The sequence below is a fragment of the Cupriavidus cauae genome (genome assembly GCF_026210475.1).
Classification (GTDB): domain Bacteria; phylum Pseudomonadota; class Gammaproteobacteria; order Burkholderiales; family Burkholderiaceae; genus Cupriavidus; species Cupriavidus cauae.
Genome location: NZ_CP080293.1, coordinates 2,024,395 through 2,041,668 on the forward strand (window position 1 = coordinate 2,024,395; position 17,274 = coordinate 2,041,668).

Consider the following 17,274-nt stretch of genomic DNA (forward strand, 5'->3'; position numbering starts at 1 on the left):
TGGGGTAGTTGACCGATTTAGTCGGGAAATTTATACTTGACGAAATTCATCAGGTATTACCCCCGCAATCATGAGATTGACGACCAAAGGCCGCTTCGCGGTCACCGCCATGATCGACCTGGCCATGCGCCAGGACCAGGGTCCGGTGACGCTGGCCGGCATCAGCCAGCGCCAGAAGATCTCCCTGTCCTATCTGGAACAGCTGTTCGCCAAGCTGCGCCGGCATCAGATCGTCGAGAGCGTGCGCGGCCCGGGCGGCGGATACAGCCTGGCGCGCAAGTCCGAGGACGTGACGGTGGCCGACATCATCATCGCGGTGGACGAGCCGCTCGATGCCACCCAGTGCGGCGGCAAGGGCAATTGCAATGGCGACGAGAATACCGGCCGCTGCATGACCCACGAACTGTGGGCGACCCTGAACCAGAAGATGGTCGAGTATCTGGACTCGGTCTCGCTGAAGGATCTGGTCGAACAGCAGCGCGCCCGCCAGCCCGGCGTGCTGCGCGACATGCGCGAGGAGGGCGGTGTCCGCCAGAGCGCCCCGGCGGCGCGGACGGCGCAGCCCGGCGCGGCGGAAAAGGCGGACAAGCCCGCCCGGCCCAAGATGGTGAATTCGGTTTTCAGCCTGGCGCAGTCCTGAGCGGGACTCCAGCCAGGCGACGCACAGTGTCCCACCAGGCAGTCAAAACAAGGCAGTGACAACGATGAGCACCCCACATTTCCCGATCTACATGGATTATTCGGCCACCACGCCGGTGGACCCGCGCGTGGCGGACAAGATGATTCCGTATCTGCGCGAGCAGTTCGGCAATCCCGCGTCGCGCAGTCACGCCTACGGCTGGGAAGCCGAGAAGGCCGTCGAGGAAGCGCGCGAGCAGGTGGCCGCGCTGGTCGGCGCCGATCCGCGCGAGATCGTCTGGACTTCCGGCGCGACCGAGTCCGACAACCTCGCCATCAAGGGCGCGGCCAAATTCTACTCGGGCAAGGGCAAGCACATCATCACGGTCAAGACCGAGCACAAGGCCGTGCTCGACACCACGCGCGAACTGGAGCGCCAGGGTTTCGAGGTCACCTACCTGGACGTGCAGGAAAACGGCCTGATCGACATCGAGGTGTTCAAGCAGGCGCTGCGCCCGGACACCATCCTGGTCTCGGTGATGCTGGTCAACAACGAGATCGGCGTGATCCAGGACATCGAGCAGATCGGCGAGATCTGCCGCGAGAAGGGCATCATCTTCCATTGCGACGCCGCGCAGGCCACCGGCAAGGTCGCGATCGACCTGTCGAAGCTGAAGGTCGACCTGATGTCGTTCTCGGCGCACAAGACCTATGGCCCGAAGGGCATCGGCGCGCTGTACGTCCGCCGCAAGCCGCGCGTGCGCATCGAGGCGCAGATGCACGGCGGCGGCCACGAGCGCGGCATGCGTTCGGGCACGCTGGCGACGCACCAGATCGTCGGCATGGGCGAGGCCTTCCGCATCGCCCGCGAGGAAATGGCGACCGAGAACGAGCGCATCCGCATGCTGCGCGACCGCCTGTGGAACGGCCTGTCGGGCATGGAAGAGGTCTATCTGAACGGCGATTTCGAGCGCCGCGTGCCGCACAACCTGAACGTCAGCTTCAACTTCGTCGAAGGCGAGTCGCTGATCATGGCGATCAAGGATGTCGCGGTGTCGTCGGGCTCCGCCTGCACCTCGGCCTCGCTGGAGCCGTCCTACGTGCTGCGCGCGCTGGGCCGCAACGACGAACTGGCGCACAGCTCGATCCGCTTCACCGTCGGTCGCTTCACCACCGAACAGGAGATCGATTACACGGTCGAACTGTTGAAGAGCAAGATCGGCAAGCTGCGCGACCTGTCCCCGCTGTGGGAGATGTACAAGGACGGCGTGGACCTGAATTCGATTCAATGGGCGGCGCATTGAACGCTGTCCAACCGACCCCATAAAAGATACGTCACAGAGGTAGCCAACATGTCTTACTCCAACAAGGTACTCGACCACTACGAAAACCCCCGTAACGTCGGTTCGTTCGACAAGAACGACGACGCCGTCGGCACCGGCATGGTGGGTGCGCCCGCTTGCGGCGACGTGATGAAGCTGCAGATCAAGGTCAACGAGCAGGGCGTGATCGAAGACGCGAAGTTCAAGACCTACGGTTGCGGCTCGGCGATCGCCTCGTCGTCGCTGGTGACCGAGTGGGTCAAGGGCAAGACCGTGGACCAGGCGCTGGAGATCAAGAACACCCAGATCGCGGAGGAACTGGCGCTGCCGCCGGTCAAGATCCACTGCTCGATCCTGGCCGAGGACGCGATCAAGGCCGCGGTCGAGGACTACAAGAAGAAGCACGCGGGCGCCCCGACGCAACAGGCCGCCTGAGCGATCGAAGGGAAGTGGTAGCGATGATCACATTGACCGAAAAAGCCGCGAAGCACGTTTCGCGCTATCTGGACCGCCGGGGCAAGGGCATCGGCCTGCGGCTCGGCGTCAAGACGACCGGCTGTTCCGGCCTGGCGTACAAGCTCGAGTATGTCGACGAGCTGCAGCCGGAGGACCAGGTGTTCGAGTCGCACGGCGTCAAGGTGGTGGTCGATCCCAAGAGCCTGCCGTACATCGACGGCACCGAGCTCGACTTCGCCCGCGAAGGGTTGAACGAAGGCTTCCGCTTCAACAACCCGAACGTCAAGGACGAGTGCGGGTGCGGCGAATCGTTCCGCGTTTAAGGCCGGCGGCCTGAGCGTGTGCCTCTCCCGCTGGCGGGAGAGGGCCGGGCACGGCGGTGGCGCCTCACGGACGAGGCACCGCCGCCTCCGCCATAGCCTTCCAGCAGGACTACCTTGAAAGACGATTACTTCGCCCTGTTCGGGCTGCCGGCCCGCTTCACCGTCGACGAGGCCGCGCTCGACGCCGCCTACCGCACGGTGCAATCGCAGGCCCATCCGGACCGCTTCGCCCATGCCGGCGACGCCGAGCGGCGCGTCGCGATGCAATGGGCCGCGCATGCGAACGAGGCCTACCGGACCTTGCGCCAGCCGCTCAAGCGCGCGATCTATCTGCTGTCGCTGCGCGGCATCGATATCCAGGCCGAGAACAATACGGCCATGGCGCCCGACTTCCTGATGCAGCAGATGGAGTGGCGCGAGGCGCTGCAGGACGCGGTACAGCAGCGCGACGCCGCGGCGCTGGACGCGCTGCTGCGCTCGCTGCGCCAGGAGAAGCGCGAACGCCAGAGCGCGCTCGGCGGCCTGCTCGATGCCGGCGACGACGAGGCCGCGGCCGCCGCGGCGCGCCAGCTGATGTTCGTCGAGAAGATCGAGCACGACGCGAGCGAGGCGATCGACCGCCTCGAAAGCTAGCGCGGCAGGCACCATCGCGGGGGCCATGACACAATGGCGCCCCGGCAAAAGCGGGTAATCCGGCGGCGCGCGCCCAGGACCTTCGCCCGGCCATCGCGCCGCTCGCCCCGACAACAGAAGATTGACATGGCACTGCTTCAGATTTCCGAACCCGGCATGTCGCCGGCACCCCACCAGCGACGGCTTGCGGTCGGTATCGACCTCGGCACCACCAACTCGCTGGTGGCGGCCGTTCGCAACAGCATTCCCGAGGTGCTAGCCGACGAGAGCGGCCGTACGCTGCTGCCGTCGGTGGTGCGCTATCTGCCGAACCAGACCGCGCAGATCGGCTTCCGCGCCCAGGAAGAGGCGGTGCGCGATCCCAAGAACACCATCGTCTCGGTCAAGCGCTTCATGGGCCGTGGCCTGCACGACGTCGCGCATATCGAGCACAGCCCGTACGACTTCGTCGACGCGCCCGGCATGCTGCAGATCAAGACCGTCGCCGGCATCAAGAGCCCGGTCGAGGTCTCGGCCGAGATCCTGGCCACGCTGCGCCAGCGCGCCGAGGATGCGCTGGGCGACGACCTGGTCGGCGCGGTGATCACCGTGCCCGCCTATTTCGACGACGCGCAGCGCCAGGCGACCAAGGACGCGGCGCGCCTGGCCGGCCTCGAAGTGCTGCGCCTGCTGAACGAGCCGACCGCGGCGGCGATCGCCTACGGGCTCGACAACGCCTCGGAAGGCATCTACGCGGTCTACGACCTCGGCGGCGGCACCTTCGACATCTCGGTGCTGAAGCTGACCAAGGGCGTCTTCGAGGTGATGGCGACCGGCGGCGATTCCGCGCTGGGCGGCGACGACTTCGACCAGCGGCTGGTCTGCTGGATCGTCGAGCAGGCCGGCCTGCAGCCGCTGTCGGCCGAGGACACCCGCCTGCTGATGGTGCGCGCGCGCGCCGCCAAGGAAGCGCTGTCGGAAGCCGACAGCACGGTGATCGACGCGGTGCTGACCACCGGCGAGATCGTCCATCTGCCGCTCACCGCCGAGCAGTTCCGCGAGATGACCGCGCATCTGGTGCAGAAGACGCTGGCGCCGGTGCGCAAGGCGCTGCGCGATGCCGGCGTGGCGCCCGACGAGGTCAAGGGCGTGGTGCTGGTCGGCGGCGCCACGCGCATGCCGTCGATCCGCAAGGCGGTCGCCGATTTCTTCGGCCAGCCGCCGCTGACCAATCTCGATCCGGACAAGGTGGTCGCGCTGGGCGCGGCGATGCAGGCCAATCTGCTCGCGGGCAACAACGCGCCGGGCGATGACTGGCTGCTGCTCGACGTGATTCCGCTGTCGCTGGGCGTCGAAACGATGGGCGGCCTGGTCGAGAAGATCATTCCGCGCAACAGTACGATCCCGGTCGCGCGCGCGCAGGAGTTCACCACCTTCAAGGACGGCCAGACCGCGATGGCGATCCACGTGCTGCAGGGCGAGCGCGAACTGGCCAGCGACTGCCGTTCGCTGGCGCGCTTCGAGCTGCGCGGCATTCCGCCGATGGTGGCCGGCGCGGCCCGTATCCGCGTGACCTACCAGGTCGACGCCGACGGTCTGCTGTCGGTGTCGGCGCGCGAGACGCAGTCGGGCGTGGAGGCCTCGATCGCCGTCAAGCCCTCGTACGGCCTCGGCGACGACGATATCGCGCGGATGCTGCAGGACAGCTTCCGCGAGGCCGAGCACGACATGAAGAGCCGCGCGCTCGCCGAGGAGCGTGTCGAGGCCGAGCGGCTGCTCGAGGCCACGCGCAGCGCGCTGCAGGCCGACGGCGACCTGCTGTCGGACGACGAGCGCGCCGAGGTCGAAGCCCTGATGACGAGCGTGCGCGAGACCGCCGCCGGCGACGACCATCTGGCGATCAAGGCGGCCATCGAAGCGCTGTCGCGGGGCACCGACGAGTTCGCGGCCCGCCGCATGGACCGCTCGATCAAGCAAGCGCTGGCCGGCCGCAAGGTGCAGGAGCTCGGCTGAGGCGCTCCATTTCACCTGCCGCGTCGCCCGCCATCCCCAATATCAGGACCCCATATGCCACAGATTGTCGTACTGCCCCACGCCGAATACTGCCCCGAGGGCGCCGTGATCGAAGCCAGGAAGGGCACCAGCATCTGCGACGTGCTGCTCGAGCATGACATCGAGATCGAGCATGCCTGCGAGAAGTCCTGCGCCTGCACCACCTGCCACGTGGTGGTGCGCGAGGGCTTCGATTCGCTGAACGAAGCCGAAGAGAAAGAGGAAGACCTGCTCGACAAGGCCTGGGGCCTCGAGCCGAATTCCCGGCTGTCCTGCCAGGCCATCGTCGCCGACGAAGACCTGACCATCGAGATTCCCAAATACACCATCAACCACGCCAAGGAAGGCCACTGAGGCCCGTGTTGCCTGCCCCGGCGGCATGGCGATTCCATGGCGAACGAAGACCTTGGAGAACCCCTGATGAAATGGACGGATACCTTTGACATCGCGGCAGCGCTGTACGACAAGTACCCCGATGTCGATCCGCTGACGGTGCGCTTCACCGACCTGCGCCGCTGGGTGCTGGAGCTGGACGGCTTCGACGACCTGCCCGAGCGGTCCGGCGAAAAGATCCTCGAGGCCATCCAGGCCGCGTGGATCGAGGAAGCCCAGTAGGGCGGCAGGGCGGTCATGCAGTAGTGCAGCAGCGGTACGAACGTCGGGCCGGCCCGGCCGGATCATGGTCTGTGCCATCGGCCGGCGGTGCGGACAAAAAAAGCGCGCTCCTGGAGCGCGCTTTTTCATGGCTCGAGCCCGCGCCCATCGGCGCGGCACGGCTCAGTCTTCCCGCCGCAGGTGCGGGAACAGGATGACGTCGCGGATGTTCGGGCTGTCGGTCAGCAGCATCACCAGCCGGTCGATGCCGATGCCGCAGCCGCCCGTCGGGGGCATGCCGTATTCCAGCGCGCGGATGTAGTCCGCGTCGAAATACATCGCCTCCTCGTCGCCCGCGTCCTTCTGCTCGACCTGCTTGCGGAAGCGCTCGGCCTGGTCCTCGGCGTCGTTGAGCTCGGAGAAGCCGTTGGCGATCTCGCGGCCGGTGATGAACAGCTCGAAGCGCTCGGTGATGCCGGGCACCGTATCGGAGGCGCGCGCCAGCGGCGACACCTCGACCGGATAGTCGACGATGAAGGTCGGCTCCCACAGCTGGCTCTCGGCGGTCTCCTCGAACAGCACCAGTTGCAGCGTGCCCAGGCCCGCGTTGAGGAATTGCGGCGCGCCGGTGTTGACGCCGAACTTCTTCAGCTCCGCGCGCAGGAAGTCGGCATCGGCCAGCTGCGCATCGGTGTATTGCGGCGCGTACTTCTGGATCGCCTGCGTGATGGTCAGCCGGTGGAAGGGCTTCGACAGATCCAGCTCGCGTCCCTGATAGGTCAGCGTCGCGCTGCCGCGCGCGTCGATCGCCGCCTTGCGGATCAGGTCCTCGGTGAAGTCCATCAGCCACCGGTAATCGGTATAGGCCGCGTAGAACTCCATCATCGTGAACTCGGGGTTGTGGCGCGGGCTGACCCCCTCGTTGCGGAAGTTGCGGTTGATCTCGAACACGCGCTCGAAGCCGCCGACGATCAGCCGCTTCAGATAGAGCTCGGGCGCGATGCGCAGGAACATCTGCATGTCCAGCGCGTTGTGGTGCGTGATGAAGGGCTTGGCCGCGGCGCCGCCGGGAATCGGATGCAGCATCGGCGTCTCGACTTCCATGAAGCCGGCCTCGGCCATATGACGGCGCAGCGACGAGATCGCTTCCGTGCGGGCGCGGAAGGTCGCGCGCGTCTCCGGCGAGACGATCAGGTCGACATAGCGCTGGCGGTACTTCATCTCCTGGTCGGCCAGGCCGTGGAACTTGTCCGGCAGCGGCCGCAGCGACTTCGACAGCAGGCGCAGCTCCTGCACCTGCACCGACAGTTCGCCCTTGTTGGTGCGGAACAGCAGCCCGCGCGCGCTGACGATGTCGCCCAGGTCCCAGTGCTTGAAGTTGGCGTAGACCTCTTCGCCGACCTTGTCGCGCGTGATGTAGAACTGGATCTGGCCGCTGCCGTCCTGCACCGTGGCGAAACTGGCCTTGCCCATTACCCGCTTGAGCATCATGCGGCCGGCTACCGCGACCTCGACCGGATTGGCCTCGAGCGCGGCCTGGTCGGCGTCGCCGTATTGCGCGTGCAGGCTGGCGGCCTGATGGGTCGGACGGAAGTCGTTGGGGAAGGCGACGCCTTGCTGACGCAGCGCCTGCAGCTTCTCGCGCCGCTCGGCAATGATCTTGTTTTCGTCGACGGCGGGGGCCTGCTCGGCAGGCGCGCGGGTGGGTTCGGTCATGATGTCGTCAAAGGGCGGGGCACGGGGCCGCGCGGGAAAGTCAGGTATTGCGGATATCGTCGAGTTCGGTGCTGCCGAAGTCGGCGCGCTGCAGATAGGTGGCGATGCGGGCGGCGGCCTCGTCGGGGCTGGTCAGCTGCGCGTTGGCCTTCAGCGAGCGGAAGCGTTCGACCTGCGCGAAGTCGGCCTCGCGGATCGCGGCCTGCATGCCGGTATCGACCACGCCCGGGGCCAGCGCCACTGCGCGCACGCCGCGCTCGGCCGGCACCGACGCGTACTCGGCATTGACCGAGCGCACGAACATGTCGAGCGCGGCCTTGCCGGCGCAGTAGGCGCTCCAGCCCTCGACCGGCCGGCGCGCGGCGCCGGACGAGATCGCCAGCACCTTGCGCGGGCAGCCGAAGCGCTCGCTGCGCGCCAGGAAGGCCGCGGTCAGCGTCATCGGGGACACGAGGTTGGTCATCAGGTGCGGCACCAGCGTGGCCTCCTGCAGCTCGGCAATCGGCGCGATCGGCTCGATCACGCCTGCGTTCAGCACCAGCGTCGCGCTGGCGGGGGCGTCGACGCTGTCGAGCACGCTCGCCAGCCAGCTCGCCGCCTGCGCGGGCTTCGACAGGTCCTGCAGGTGCCAGGCGATGGGCACGCCGCTGGCCTGCGCGGCCTGCTCCAGGTCCGTATTGCGGCTGCGCGCCACGCACACCAGCCGGTTGCCCGGGACCATCAGCGCGCGCACCAGCGCCGCGCCCAGCCCGCGCGAGGCGCCGGTGACGATGATCAGATGGGATGCGTCGGTCGATGCGGCGGTCGATGCGTCAGTCGATGCGGCTGTGGTCATGGATATCGCCCTGGCGGAGAGAGGTCGGACCCCGCGGCACGGCCGCGCCGCGGGATGGGTGGCGCGAGCGGGCGCCGGTCCTGCTGGTGCTGCAACGCTCGGCCTGCGCTTACAGGCCCTGTTTCAGGCTCGCCTCGATGAAGGTGTCCAGGTCGCCGTCCAGCACCTTCTGCGTGTTGGACATTTCGACGTTGGTGCGCAGGTCCTTGATGCGGCTCTGGTCCAGCACATACGAGCGGATCTGGTGGCCCCAGCCCACATCGGTCTTGGTCGATTCGAGCTTGTCGGCCTCGGCCTGGCGCTTGCGCATCTCGTGCTCGTACAGGCGCGACTTCAGCATCGACATCGCCTCGGCACGGTTGCGGTGCTGCGAGCGGTCGTTCTGGCACTGCACGACGATGCCGGTCGGGATATGCGTGATCCGCACGGCCGAATCGGTCTTGTTGATGTGCTGGCCGCCCGCGCCCGAGGCGCGATAGGTATCGACGCGCAGGTCCGCCGGATTGATCTCGACCTCGAACGAGTCGTCGACCTCCGGATAGACGAACACCGACGAGAACGACGTATGCCGGCCGCCCGACGAGTCGAACGGCGACTTGCGCACCAGGCGGTGCACGCCGGTCTCGGTGCGCAGATAGCCGAACGCGTATTCGCCCTCGACCTTGATCGTGGCGCTCTTGATGCCGGCGACATCGCCCTCGGATTCTTCCAGCACCTCGGCCTTGAAGCCCTTGCGCTCGCAGTACTTCAGGTACTGGCGCAGCAGCATCGAGGCCCAGTCGCACGCCTCGGTACCGCCGGCGCCGGCCTGGATGTCGATGAAGGCATTGGCCTGATCGAGCTGGCCGGAGAACATGCGGCGGAACTCCATGTCGGCGACCGCCGCCTCGAAGCCCTTGACGTCCTCTTCGATCGACACCAGCGTGTCGTCGTCGCCCTCTTCACGCGCGAGCTCGAACAGCTCCTGCGCGCTTTCCAGATCCTCGGTCAGCTTGCCCAGTACCTGGACCACGCCTTCGAGCATCTTCTTTTCCTTGCCGAGGTCCTGGGCCCGCTTCGGGTTGTTCCAGACCTCGGGGTCCTCCAGTTCGCCGTTGACTTCGGCCAGACGTCCTACCTTGACGTCGTAGTCAAAGATACCCCCGTAGATCTTCCGTCCGGGAACGGAGATCGGAGATGGCGCCGGAGATGGCGTTGAGGCGTTCTGCTTCCATGGTGTTCTTGCGCTTTGAAAACCGTGAATTATAGCGGAACGGGACGGCATTCCCCGGGTAATGACGGATAATGCGCCGCGCGGACGGCCACGCTTTGGCGATGCCGGGGCCGCGGCGGCTCGGGTTCTGCACGGGTCACCGCCGGGCGATTCCGGGCGGCGCGTCGAACTGTGGCCGTGACCGATGGTCTACAGTTGCGGGTGCGTCAACCGTTACATCGCTGGCGCCGCCTCCGTTTCCATTCCGCCGTACCGTCCGCCGTTCATTCCGCCGCTCCGGCCCGCCAGGGCGACATGGCGGCGGGCCCAGATTCCCGACGCAGCCATGACGATGCCAGCCATTTCGACCCTCCCGACCGCGACCGCACCGACCGCCCCGGCCATCGGCCGCCGGCGCGCCATTGCCGCGCTGGCCGCCACGATGCTGGCGACGCTGGCCGGCTGCGGCACGGTGGGCGAGGGCGGCCCCGCGCCGGACGGCTTCTACCGGGTGCGCTCCGGCGACACGCTGTATTCGATCGCGCGCCGCCACCGCCGCTCGGTGCGCGACCTGGTGCGCTGGAACGCGTTGCCGAGCGCCGATCGCATCGAGGTCGGCCAGCTGATCCGGGTGCGGCCACCGGCCGGCGCCGCGGCCGCCGCCGCCAGCAACCCCAGCGGCCCGGCCACGGTCGAGGACACCCCGCGCGCGGCCACGCCGTCGAGCCGGCCGCCGTCCAGCCGCATCGCGCTGCAATGGCCGGCCGACGGCACGGTCACGCACGGCTATTCGCCACCGTCCAGCAAAGGCCTGCGCATCGCGGTGCCGGCCAATGGCACCGTACGTGCCGCCGCGGCCGGCTGGGCGATCCACGTCGGCGCGCTGCGCGGCTACGGCACGCTGGTGATCGTCAAGCACAACGACGACTGGCTGACCGTCTACGGCAATCTCGATCAGCCGATGGTCAAGGAAGGCGCCCACGTCGACGCGGGCCAGGTGGTGGGCCGCATGGGGGCTGCGGCCAGCGAGCTGCACTTCGAGGTGCGCGGCAACGGCAAGCCGGTCGATCCGGCCACGATGCTGCCGGCGCGGGGGTAAGGCCGGGTCCTGCCTTCGCATCGGCGTCGTCTCCGCGCATGCGGGACCCAGCGTCCTTCGGCAGCCGATTTGCCCCTGCTTTCACGGGGCGAACTATCGGCTGGCAGAGCCTGTCCCTACTGCGCGTGCTCGATCACCATCTGCACGCGCGTGACGCCGTTGAACGTGTTGTTGTCGAGCCGGTAGGCCACCATCGCGCTGGCGCCCAGCGTGTCGGCGTGGTTGAACCAGATCGCGTCGAACTGGCGCTTGCCGCGTCCGAGCTGCAGCTTCAGGTGCTTGCCCTTGAGCACGGTCTGGCGCAGCACGTCGAACTCCCCGCAGAAGGTCGGCGGCGGAAAGCCCTGGCCCCATACCTGCTGCTCCAGCAGCGAGACGAAGGCCGGATCGAAGCAGTGGTCCTCGATCTCGCCGTCGGTCTCGATCACGCGGGCGAGGTGGTCGTCGGTCAGCCATTCGCGGCCGATGCCCTCGAACGCATCCATGAAGCGCTCGAAATCGCCAGCGCGCAGCGTCAGGCCGGCCGCCATCGCATGGCCGCCGAACTTGACCAGCAGGCCGGGATGGCGCTTGGACACCAGATCGAGCGCGTCGCGCAGATGAAAGCCCGGAATCGAGCGGCCCGAGCCCTTGATGGTGGCCTCGTCGCCCGGCGCGAAGGTGATGGTCGGGCGATGGAACTTCTCCTTGAGCCGCGACGCGACGATGCCGATCACGCCCTGGTGCCACGTGTCGTTGAACACGCTGACGGTAAAGCGCGACGACGGGTCGAGCCCGTCGAGCGGACGCTCGAGGATCTGCAGCGCCTCCTGCTGCATGCCGGCCTCGATATCGCGCCGCTCGCGGTTCATCGCGTCGAGCTGCTGCGCGATCTCCCACGCGCGCTCGGCGTCGTCGCTGAGCAGGCATTCGATGCCGAGCGACATGTCGGCGAGCCGTCCGGCGGCGTTCAGCCGCGGTCCCAGGCCGAAGCCCAGGTCGAAGGTGGTGGCGCGGCTGGCCTCGCGTCCGGCCGCGCGGAACAGCGCGGCGACGCCCGCATGCATGCGGCCCGCACGCATGCGCTTGAGCCCCTGCGCGACCAGGATGCGGTTGTTGGTGTCGAGCTTGACCACGTCGGCCACGGTGCCCAGCGCGACCAGGTCGAGCAGTGTGTCGAGGCGCGGCTGATTGGCCGGCGTGAACACGCCGCGCTGGCGCAATTCCGCGCGCAGCGCCAGCAGCACGTAGAACATCACGCCGACGCCCGCCAGGTTCTTGCTGGGAAAGCCGCAGCCCGGCTGGTTCGGATTGACGATCACCGCCGCGTCGGGCAGCTGGTCGCCCGGCAGATGGTGGTCGGTGACGACCACGTCGATGCCGCGCGCATTGGCCGCGGCCACGCCATCGACGCTCGCGATGCCGTTGTCGACGGTGACGATCACGTCCGGGTTGCGCTGCGCCGCCAGCGCGACGATCTCCGGCGTCAGGCCGTAGCCGTATTCGAAACGGTTCGGCACGATGTAGTCGACCTGGGCGCCCAGCATGCGCAGGCCGCGCACGCCCACCGCGCAGGCGGTGGCGCCGTCGCAGTCGTAATCGGCGACGATCAGCAGCCGGCGGCGCGCGGCGATCGCGTCGGCCAGATAGACCGCGGCGCGGTCGATGCCCTTCATCGCCTGCGGGGCCATCAGTTCGGGCAGGTCGGTGGCCAGCTCGCGCGCATGGGTGACGCCGCGCGCCGACAGGATGCGCGCCAGCGTCGGATGCAGGCCCAGCGCCGCGAGGGCGCTGGCGTGGTCGGGCTGGTGGGGGCGGATCGCAATGCGGGTCATGGGGTCGGAACGATAGCGGAGCAGGGGCCGGGGCGGCGGCAAAGCGGGCGAAGCAGCCGCAGCGGACGAAGCAGACGCAGCGGCCGCAGCAGGGGAAGCAGACGCGGCAGACGAAGCGGATGCGACAGACCAAGCGGGTGCGACAGACCAAGCGGGTGCGACAGACGAAGCGGGTGCGACAGACGAAGCGGGTGCGACAGACGAAGCGGGTGCGACAGACGAAGCGGGCGCGGCGCGGCAAGTGGATGAGGCGGACGAAGCGGCGTTGGCATGGTCGCCCTCATGCGGCCAGCGCGAGATCGGACAGCAGCGCGCGCCAGTCGCCGCGCATGCCCAGGCCGCGCCAGAACTTGCGCAGGTCGCCGCGGCGCACGGTGAATTCGGCGTGATGGTCGTCGCCGCCGAGCACCAGCGTCAGCGCCTGCAGCCGGCCCGACTCGAGCGCGGCCAGCGCCGGCGCGAACCAGTCGGCCTCGAGCGCATGCAGCCGTTCGATCCAGCTGCCCCAGTCCTCGGCGAGATAGGCCGAGGCGCAGGCATCGAGCAGCGCCATGGCGCTGCCCTCGGCCTTAAGCGATGCGCGCGATTCGAGCGATGCCAGCGAAGGCGGCAAGGGCAGGCATTCCGCGCCGCCGGCCAGCGCGAGCCCACGCAGCAGCGGATCGTCGGCCAGCACCGTATCGGCCAGCCGCGGCACCGGCCGCAGCGCGCCGCCGCCATGCAGCCAGACCGAGTTGACGGGCAGCGCGCCGCGGGCCTCGCGCGCCTGGTTGACCGGATGGTCGAACCAGGTCATCTGGATCTCGTTCTGCAGCCGGCGCCAGTCGCGCTCGCGCGGGCCGGACTGCATCCAGACGTCGATATTGCGGCCGGCCGCGCGCAGCGGCGGGGTCGCGTCCAGCGGGCCGAACACGGCTTCGGGCAGATACCAGCGGCCGGGGTGCGGCGCATCCAGCGCGATGCCCGAATCGCTCAACAGCGGCGCGATGGCCTCGCGCAGCGCGGCCGATTCGGCGGCGTCCAGCGTCAGCAGCGCCGGGTCCATCAGCACCAGGTGATCGCGCGCGGCATGGATGTGGACCGGCTGCAGGCAGACCCAGGACTGCGGGTCGATGCCGGACCGCAGGTCGTGAGCGGCGTCGGCGCCGCCATGGTCGGCCAGCCGCATGTAGGGCGCGGTGGGCACGCGCGCGGTGTCCAGGCCGGCGCGCGCGGCCAGCCAGCGCTCATGGGCGAGCGAGCGCAGCGCGATCGGATCGTAGCCGGCGCCGTGGCGCTCGCGCGCAGTCGTGCCGGCGCGCGTCAGCAACTTTCCCAGCGCCGGCAACTCCAACTGGCGCAGCAGGGCGCCGGCAATGCCGCCGCCGGCGCCGTTCGGTTCGTCCAGGCCCTCGGTATCCGCGCCGGGCGGGACCGAAAAGGGCACAATCAGGGTCAGGTGCGTCGTCATGGTTGGCGAGATTGTAAACTCGCGGGTGGCCGGCGCGTCCCGATTCACCCGATTCGGATGAATTCGCGCCGGATTTGCGCCGAACTGGCGCCGGACTTGCGCCGGATTTACGCCCGATCAGCACGCGCCCGGGGGCGCGATTGCGGCCCGGCCGGGCCATCGATCCGGCCTCACGGGCGCCATCGCGCGTTGGCAACGAACACAGGAACCGTCTTGAACTTTCCCTACGAGTGGCAGATCGGCTGGCGCTATACCCGCGCCAGCAAACGCGCCAGCCGCAATACCTTCATCTCCTTCATCTCGATGATCTCGATGCTCGGCATCGCCCTCGGCGTGGCCGCGCTGATCGTCGTGCTGTCGGTGATGAACGGCTTCCAGAAGGAGGTACGCGACCGCATGCTGTCGGTGCTGGCGCATATCGAGGTGATCGGCCCATCCACGCTGCCCGACTGGCGCCGCACCGCCGCCGAGGCGATGCGCAACAAGGAGGTAGTCGGCGCCGCGCCCTATGTCGCCGCGCAGGCGATGCTGACGCGCGACGACACCGTGCGCGGCGTACTGCTGCGCGGCGTCGATCCGGCCGAGGAGCCCAAGGTCTCGGACATCGGCAAGCAGTTCAAGGCCGGCAGCCTGACCGAGCTGCAGCCCGGCGGCTTCGGCATCGTGCTCGGCGGCGAGCTGGCCGCGGCGATGGGTGTGCGCGTGGGCGACAAGGTCACGCTGGTGGCGCCGCAGGGCACCATCACGCCGGCGGGCGTGCTGCCACGGCTCAAGCAGTTCACCGTGGTCGGCGTGTTCTCGTCGGGCCATTACGAGTTCGACAGCGCGCTGGCGCTGATCGACATCCAGGACGCGCAGACGCTGTTCCGGCTCGACGGTCCCAACGGCCTGCGGCTGAAGCTGTCCGACATGCAGCGCGCCCCGCAGGTCGCCGACGCGCTCGCCGGCACGCTGTCCGGCGAGCTCTATCTGCGCGACTGGTCCAAGCAGAACCGCAACTGGTTCGCCGCGGTGCAGACCGAGAAACGGATGATGTTCATCATCCTGACGCTGATCATCGCGGTGGCGGCCTTCAACCTGGTGTCGACGCTGGTGATGACGGTGACCGACAAGCAGGCCGATATCGCGATCCTGCGCACCATGGGCGCGCAGCCCGGCTCGATCATGCGCATCTTCATCGTGCAGGGCGTGGCCATCGGCTTTATCGGCACCGTGCTCGGCGTGCTCGGCGGCACGCTGATCGCGACCAATATCGACGTGATCGTGCCCTTCATCGAGCGGATCCTGCAGGTCCAGTTCCTGCCCCGCGACATCTACTTCATCAGCGAATTGCCCTCGGACCCGCGCGTGAACGACATCGCCACCATCGGCACCATTTCCTTCGTGCTGGCCATCCTGGCCACGCTCTATCCCAGCTGGCGTGCCGCCCGCGTGAACCCCGCGGAGGCGCTGCGCTATGAATGAGGCCATGCTGAACCGCACCGCCGCGCCCGAGGCCACGCCGGCGGGCGCTACCGCCGCCGCGCAACCGATCCTGACCGCGCAGGGGCTGTGCAAGCGTTTCCGCCAGGGCGGGCTCGACGTCGAGGTGCTGCGCGGCGTCGATCTGCGCATCGATGCCGGCGAGAAGGTCGCCGTCGTCGGCGCCTCCGGCTCGGGCAAAAGCACGCTGCTGCATGTGCTGGGCGGGCTCGACAATCCCGATTCGGGCAGCGTCGCGCTGCTCGGCAAGCCCTTCACCGACCTGCGCGAGACCGAGCGCAACCTGGTGCGCAACCGCTCGCTCGGCTTCGTCTACCAGTTCCACCATCTGCTGCCGGAGTTCACCGCGCTGGACAACGTCGCGATGCCGATGCGCATCCGCGGCCTGCGCCAGGGAGAGGCGCGCGAGGCCGCGCAAGCGATGCTGGCGCGCGTCGGCCTCGGCGAGCGCGCGAAGCACCGTCCCGGCGAGCTGTCCGGCGGCGAGCGGCAGCGCGTGGCGATCGCGCGCGCGCTGGTGGGGCAGCCGGCGTGCGTGCTGGCCGACGAGCCGACCGGCAACCTCGACGACCACACCGCCGGCGGCGTCTACGACCTGATGCTGGAGCTGTCGCGCACGCTGGGCACCAGCTTCGTGATCGTCACGCACGATCTCGATCTGGCGAACCGCTGCGACCGCGTGCTGCGGCTGCGCGACGGCCATCTGCATCGCGAACGCTGATCCGCGGCGCGCCGGAGCTTGCCCCGATGTGGATCGACACCCATTGCCACCTCGACGCGGCCGAGTTCGATGACGACCGCGACGCGGTGGTGGCGGCCGCGGCCGCGGCCGGCGTCGCCGGCATCGTGCTGCCCGCGGTGGCGGTGTCGAACTTCGCCGCCGTGCGCGCGCTGGCGCATCGCCATCCGGCCTGCGTCTACGCGCTCGGCATCCATCCGCTGTGCACGCCCGGAGCGGGGCAGCCGGACCTCGACGCGCTGCGGCGCGAGGTAGAGGCCGCGCTGCCCGATCCCCGCTTCGTCGGCATCGGCGAGATCGGCCTGGACTTCTTCGTGCCGGGGCTCGATGCGCAGCACCAGACCTGGCTCTACGTCGAGCAGCTGAAGATCGCGCGCGAGTTCGATCTGCCGGTGCTGCTGCATGTCCGCAAGTCGCAGGACCAGGTCGCCGCGCAACTGCGGCGCGTCGGCGTGCGGCGCGGGATCGCGCACGCCTTCAACGGCAGCGCGCAGCAGGCGCAGCGCTTCGTCGAGCAGGGCTTCAAGCTCGGCTTCGGCGGCAACGTGACCTTCAGCCGCGCGCGGCAGATCCGGCGGCTGGCGGTGGAGTTGCCGCTGGACGCGCTGGTGCTGGAAACCGACGCGCCCGATATCGCGCCGGCATGGCTGACCGACGACCAGTTCGGCGAACAGCGCAAGGTGCGCAACACGCCGGCCGAGGTCGCGGGCGTCGCGCGGGTGCTGACCGAACTGCGCGGCATCGATGCCCCAACCCTGGCCCAGGCGACCTGGCGCAATGCGGTCGAGGCGCTGCCCCGGCTGGCCGCCTTTGCCGCGACGATGGCGCCGTCCTCCGCCGTGACGGACTGACACGTTTCGCGCCGCCGCCCGGCGGTATAAACGCAGGCATCGTGATCCTCGAGCGAGGGCGGGCATGTCTGCGGTACTTGCGGACCTTAGGCTTTCTGCGGTTTCTACGATTTGCCCGG

General features: G+C 68.5%; 17 protein-coding genes. 12 read left to right on the top strand and 5 right to left on the bottom strand.

The window, feature by feature from the left end; all coding sequences use genetic code 11:
* The first annotated feature begins 70 nt into the window (after nt 1-70).
* The 8 genes from iscR to iscX all read left to right on the top strand — a co-directional run bounded on the left by iscR (nt 71) and on the right by iscX (nt 5,998).
* Nucleotides 71-640 carry a Fe-S cluster assembly transcriptional regulator IscR gene (gene iscR, locus KZ686_RS09095; RefSeq protein WP_150081799.1) on the top strand — a complete coding sequence of 190 codons (570 nt, stop codon included), beginning with the start codon at nt 71-73 and terminating at the stop codon, nt 638-640.
* A 64-nt stretch (nt 641-704) separates the two neighbouring features.
* On the top strand, nt 705-1,922 hold the full coding sequence (locus KZ686_RS09100; protein ID WP_265632272.1) for an IscS subfamily cysteine desulfurase: 1,218 nt from the start codon (nt 705-707) through the stop codon (nt 1,920-1,922).
* A gap of 48 nt (nt 1,923-1,970) precedes the next feature.
* Nucleotides 1,971-2,375, top strand: a complete 405-nt coding sequence (gene iscU, locus KZ686_RS09105) for a Fe-S cluster assembly scaffold IscU (RefSeq protein WP_053821503.1) — start codon at nt 1,971-1,973, stop codon at nt 2,373-2,375.
* 23 nt (nt 2,376-2,398) lie between these two features.
* The gene (gene iscA / locus KZ686_RS09110; protein ID WP_023263777.1) at nt 2,399-2,719 is read left to right on the top strand and encodes an iron-sulfur cluster assembly protein IscA; all 321 of its coding nucleotides are present in this window, start codon (nt 2,399-2,401) and stop codon (nt 2,717-2,719) included.
* Nucleotides 2,720-2,833: 114 nt separating this feature from the next.
* A complete protein-coding gene (hscB, locus tag KZ686_RS09115; RefSeq protein WP_149319311.1) occupies nt 2,834-3,352 on the top strand; it encodes a Fe-S protein assembly co-chaperone HscB in 519 nt (172 codons plus the stop codon).
* Nucleotides 3,353-3,478: 126 nt separating this feature from the next.
* Nucleotides 3,479-5,344: a Fe-S protein assembly chaperone HscA gene (gene hscA / locus KZ686_RS09120; RefSeq protein ID WP_150081805.1), complete on the top strand. Its 1,866-nt coding sequence runs from the start codon at nt 3,479-3,481 to the stop codon at nt 5,342-5,344.
* 54 nt (nt 5,345-5,398) lie between these two features.
* Nucleotides 5,399-5,737 carry an ISC system 2Fe-2S type ferredoxin gene (fdx, locus tag KZ686_RS09125; RefSeq protein WP_053821506.1) on the top strand — a complete coding sequence of 113 codons (339 nt, stop codon included), beginning with the start codon at nt 5,399-5,401 and terminating at the stop codon, nt 5,735-5,737.
* 66 nt (nt 5,738-5,803) lie between these two features.
* Nucleotides 5,804-5,998, top strand: a complete 195-nt coding sequence (iscX, locus tag KZ686_RS09130) for a Fe-S cluster assembly protein IscX (protein WP_149319309.1) — start codon at nt 5,804-5,806, stop codon at nt 5,996-5,998.
* A 162-nt stretch (nt 5,999-6,160) separates the two neighbouring features.
* Here the strand turns inward: iscX and lysS are convergent, their stop codons facing one another.
* The 3 genes from lysS to prfB all read right to left on the bottom strand — a co-directional run bounded on the left by lysS (nt 6,161) and on the right by prfB (nt 9,742).
* The gene (gene lysS, locus KZ686_RS09135; protein ID WP_149319308.1) at nt 6,161-7,693 is read right to left on the bottom strand and encodes a lysine--tRNA ligase; all 1,533 of its coding nucleotides are present in this window, start codon (nt 7,691-7,693) and stop codon (nt 6,161-6,163) included.
* Nucleotides 7,694-7,733: 40 nt separating this feature from the next.
* Nucleotides 7,734-8,528 carry an SDR family oxidoreductase gene (locus KZ686_RS09140; RefSeq protein WP_265632273.1) on the bottom strand — a complete coding sequence of 265 codons (795 nt, stop codon included), beginning with the start codon at nt 8,526-8,528 and terminating at the stop codon, nt 7,734-7,736.
* Nucleotides 8,529-8,637: 109 nt separating this feature from the next.
* A protein-coding gene (gene prfB, locus KZ686_RS09145) for a peptide chain release factor 2 (protein WP_149319307.1) occupies nt 8,638-9,742 on the bottom strand; the annotation gives its coding sequence in 2 pieces (ribosomal slippage) (nt 8,638-9,660 and nt 9,662-9,742; 1,104 coding nt in all).
* A 330-nt stretch (nt 9,743-10,072) separates the two neighbouring features.
* Here prfB and KZ686_RS09150 point away from each other — a divergent pair.
* Nucleotides 10,073-10,819: a M23 family metallopeptidase gene (locus KZ686_RS09150; protein ID WP_265632274.1), complete on the top strand. Its 747-nt coding sequence runs from the start codon at nt 10,073-10,075 to the stop codon at nt 10,817-10,819.
* A 116-nt stretch (nt 10,820-10,935) separates the two neighbouring features.
* On the opposite strand, the gene recJ is transcribed toward KZ686_RS09150, so the two are convergent.
* Both recJ and KZ686_RS09160 read right to left on the bottom strand, forming a co-directional pair.
* On the bottom strand, nt 10,936-12,633 hold the full coding sequence (recJ, locus tag KZ686_RS09155; RefSeq protein WP_149319305.1) for a single-stranded-DNA-specific exonuclease RecJ: 1,698 nt from the start codon (nt 12,631-12,633) through the stop codon (nt 10,936-10,938).
* Nucleotides 12,634-12,913: 280 nt separating this feature from the next.
* Nucleotides 12,914-14,083: a hypothetical protein gene (locus KZ686_RS09160; protein ID WP_265632275.1), complete on the bottom strand. Its 1,170-nt coding sequence runs from the start codon at nt 14,081-14,083 to the stop codon at nt 12,914-12,916.
* A gap of 213 nt (nt 14,084-14,296) precedes the next feature.
* Here KZ686_RS09160 and KZ686_RS09165 point away from each other — a divergent pair, with 213 nt between their 5' ends.
* The 3 genes from KZ686_RS09165 to KZ686_RS09175 are packed head-to-tail and all read left to right on the top strand — an operon-like array spanning nt 14,297 to nt 17,155.
* The gene (locus KZ686_RS09165; protein ID WP_149319302.1) at nt 14,297-15,547 is read left to right on the top strand and encodes a lipoprotein-releasing ABC transporter permease subunit; all 1,251 of its coding nucleotides are present in this window, start codon (nt 14,297-14,299) and stop codon (nt 15,545-15,547) included.
* Nucleotides 15,540-16,286, top strand: a complete 747-nt coding sequence (lolD, locus tag KZ686_RS09170) for a lipoprotein-releasing ABC transporter ATP-binding protein LolD (protein ID WP_265632276.1) — start codon at nt 15,540-15,542, stop codon at nt 16,284-16,286. The genes KZ686_RS09165 and lolD overlap by 8 nt, the downstream gene beginning before the upstream one ends.
* A gap of 26 nt (nt 16,287-16,312) precedes the next feature.
* Complete coding sequence (locus KZ686_RS09175) at nt 16,313-17,155, top strand: TatD family hydrolase (RefSeq protein ID WP_149319300.1); 843 nt, start codon at nt 16,313-16,315, stop codon at nt 17,153-17,155.
* Nucleotides 17,156-17,274: the final 119 nt, after the last annotated feature.

Excerpts from the sequence above, each read along its gene's own strand:
- iscR (WP_150081799.1), top strand. The coding sequence starts at position 71 with ATGAGATTGACGACCAAAGGCCGCTTCGCGGTCACCGCCATGATCGAC.
- hscA (WP_150081805.1), top strand. The coding sequence starts at position 3,479 with ATGGCACTGCTTCAGATTTCCGAACCCGGCATGTCGCCGGCACCCCAC.
- fdx (WP_053821506.1), top strand. The coding sequence starts at position 5,399 with ATGCCACAGATTGTCGTACTGCCCCACGCCGAATACTGCCCCGAGGGC.
- recJ (WP_149319305.1), bottom strand. The coding sequence starts at position 12,633 with ATGACCCGCATTGCGATCCGCCCCCACCAGCCCGACCACGCCAGCGCC.
- KZ686_RS09140 (WP_265632273.1), bottom strand. The coding sequence starts at position 8,528 with ATGACCACAGCCGCATCGACTGACGCATCGACCGCCGCATCGACCGAC.
- KZ686_RS09160 (WP_265632275.1), bottom strand. The coding sequence starts at position 14,083 with ATGACGACGCACCTGACCCTGATTGTGCCCTTTTCGGTCCCGCCCGGC.
- KZ686_RS09175 (WP_149319300.1), top strand. The coding sequence starts at position 16,313 with ATGTGGATCGACACCCATTGCCACCTCGACGCGGCCGAGTTCGATGAC.
- iscX (WP_149319309.1), top strand. The coding sequence starts at position 5,804 with ATGAAATGGACGGATACCTTTGACATCGCGGCAGCGCTGTACGACAAG.
- KZ686_RS09150 (WP_265632274.1), top strand. The coding sequence starts at position 10,073 with ATGCCAGCCATTTCGACCCTCCCGACCGCGACCGCACCGACCGCCCCG.
- lysS (WP_149319308.1), bottom strand. The coding sequence starts at position 7,693 with ATGACCGAACCCACCCGCGCGCCTGCCGAGCAGGCCCCCGCCGTCGAC.
- KZ686_RS09100 (WP_265632272.1), top strand. The coding sequence starts at position 705 with ATGAGCACCCCACATTTCCCGATCTACATGGATTATTCGGCCACCACG.
- iscA (WP_023263777.1), top strand. The coding sequence starts at position 2,399 with ATGATCACATTGACCGAAAAAGCCGCGAAGCACGTTTCGCGCTATCTG.
- iscU (WP_053821503.1), top strand. The coding sequence starts at position 1,971 with ATGTCTTACTCCAACAAGGTACTCGACCACTACGAAAACCCCCGTAAC.
- lolD (WP_265632276.1), top strand. The coding sequence starts at position 15,540 with ATGAATGAGGCCATGCTGAACCGCACCGCCGCGCCCGAGGCCACGCCG.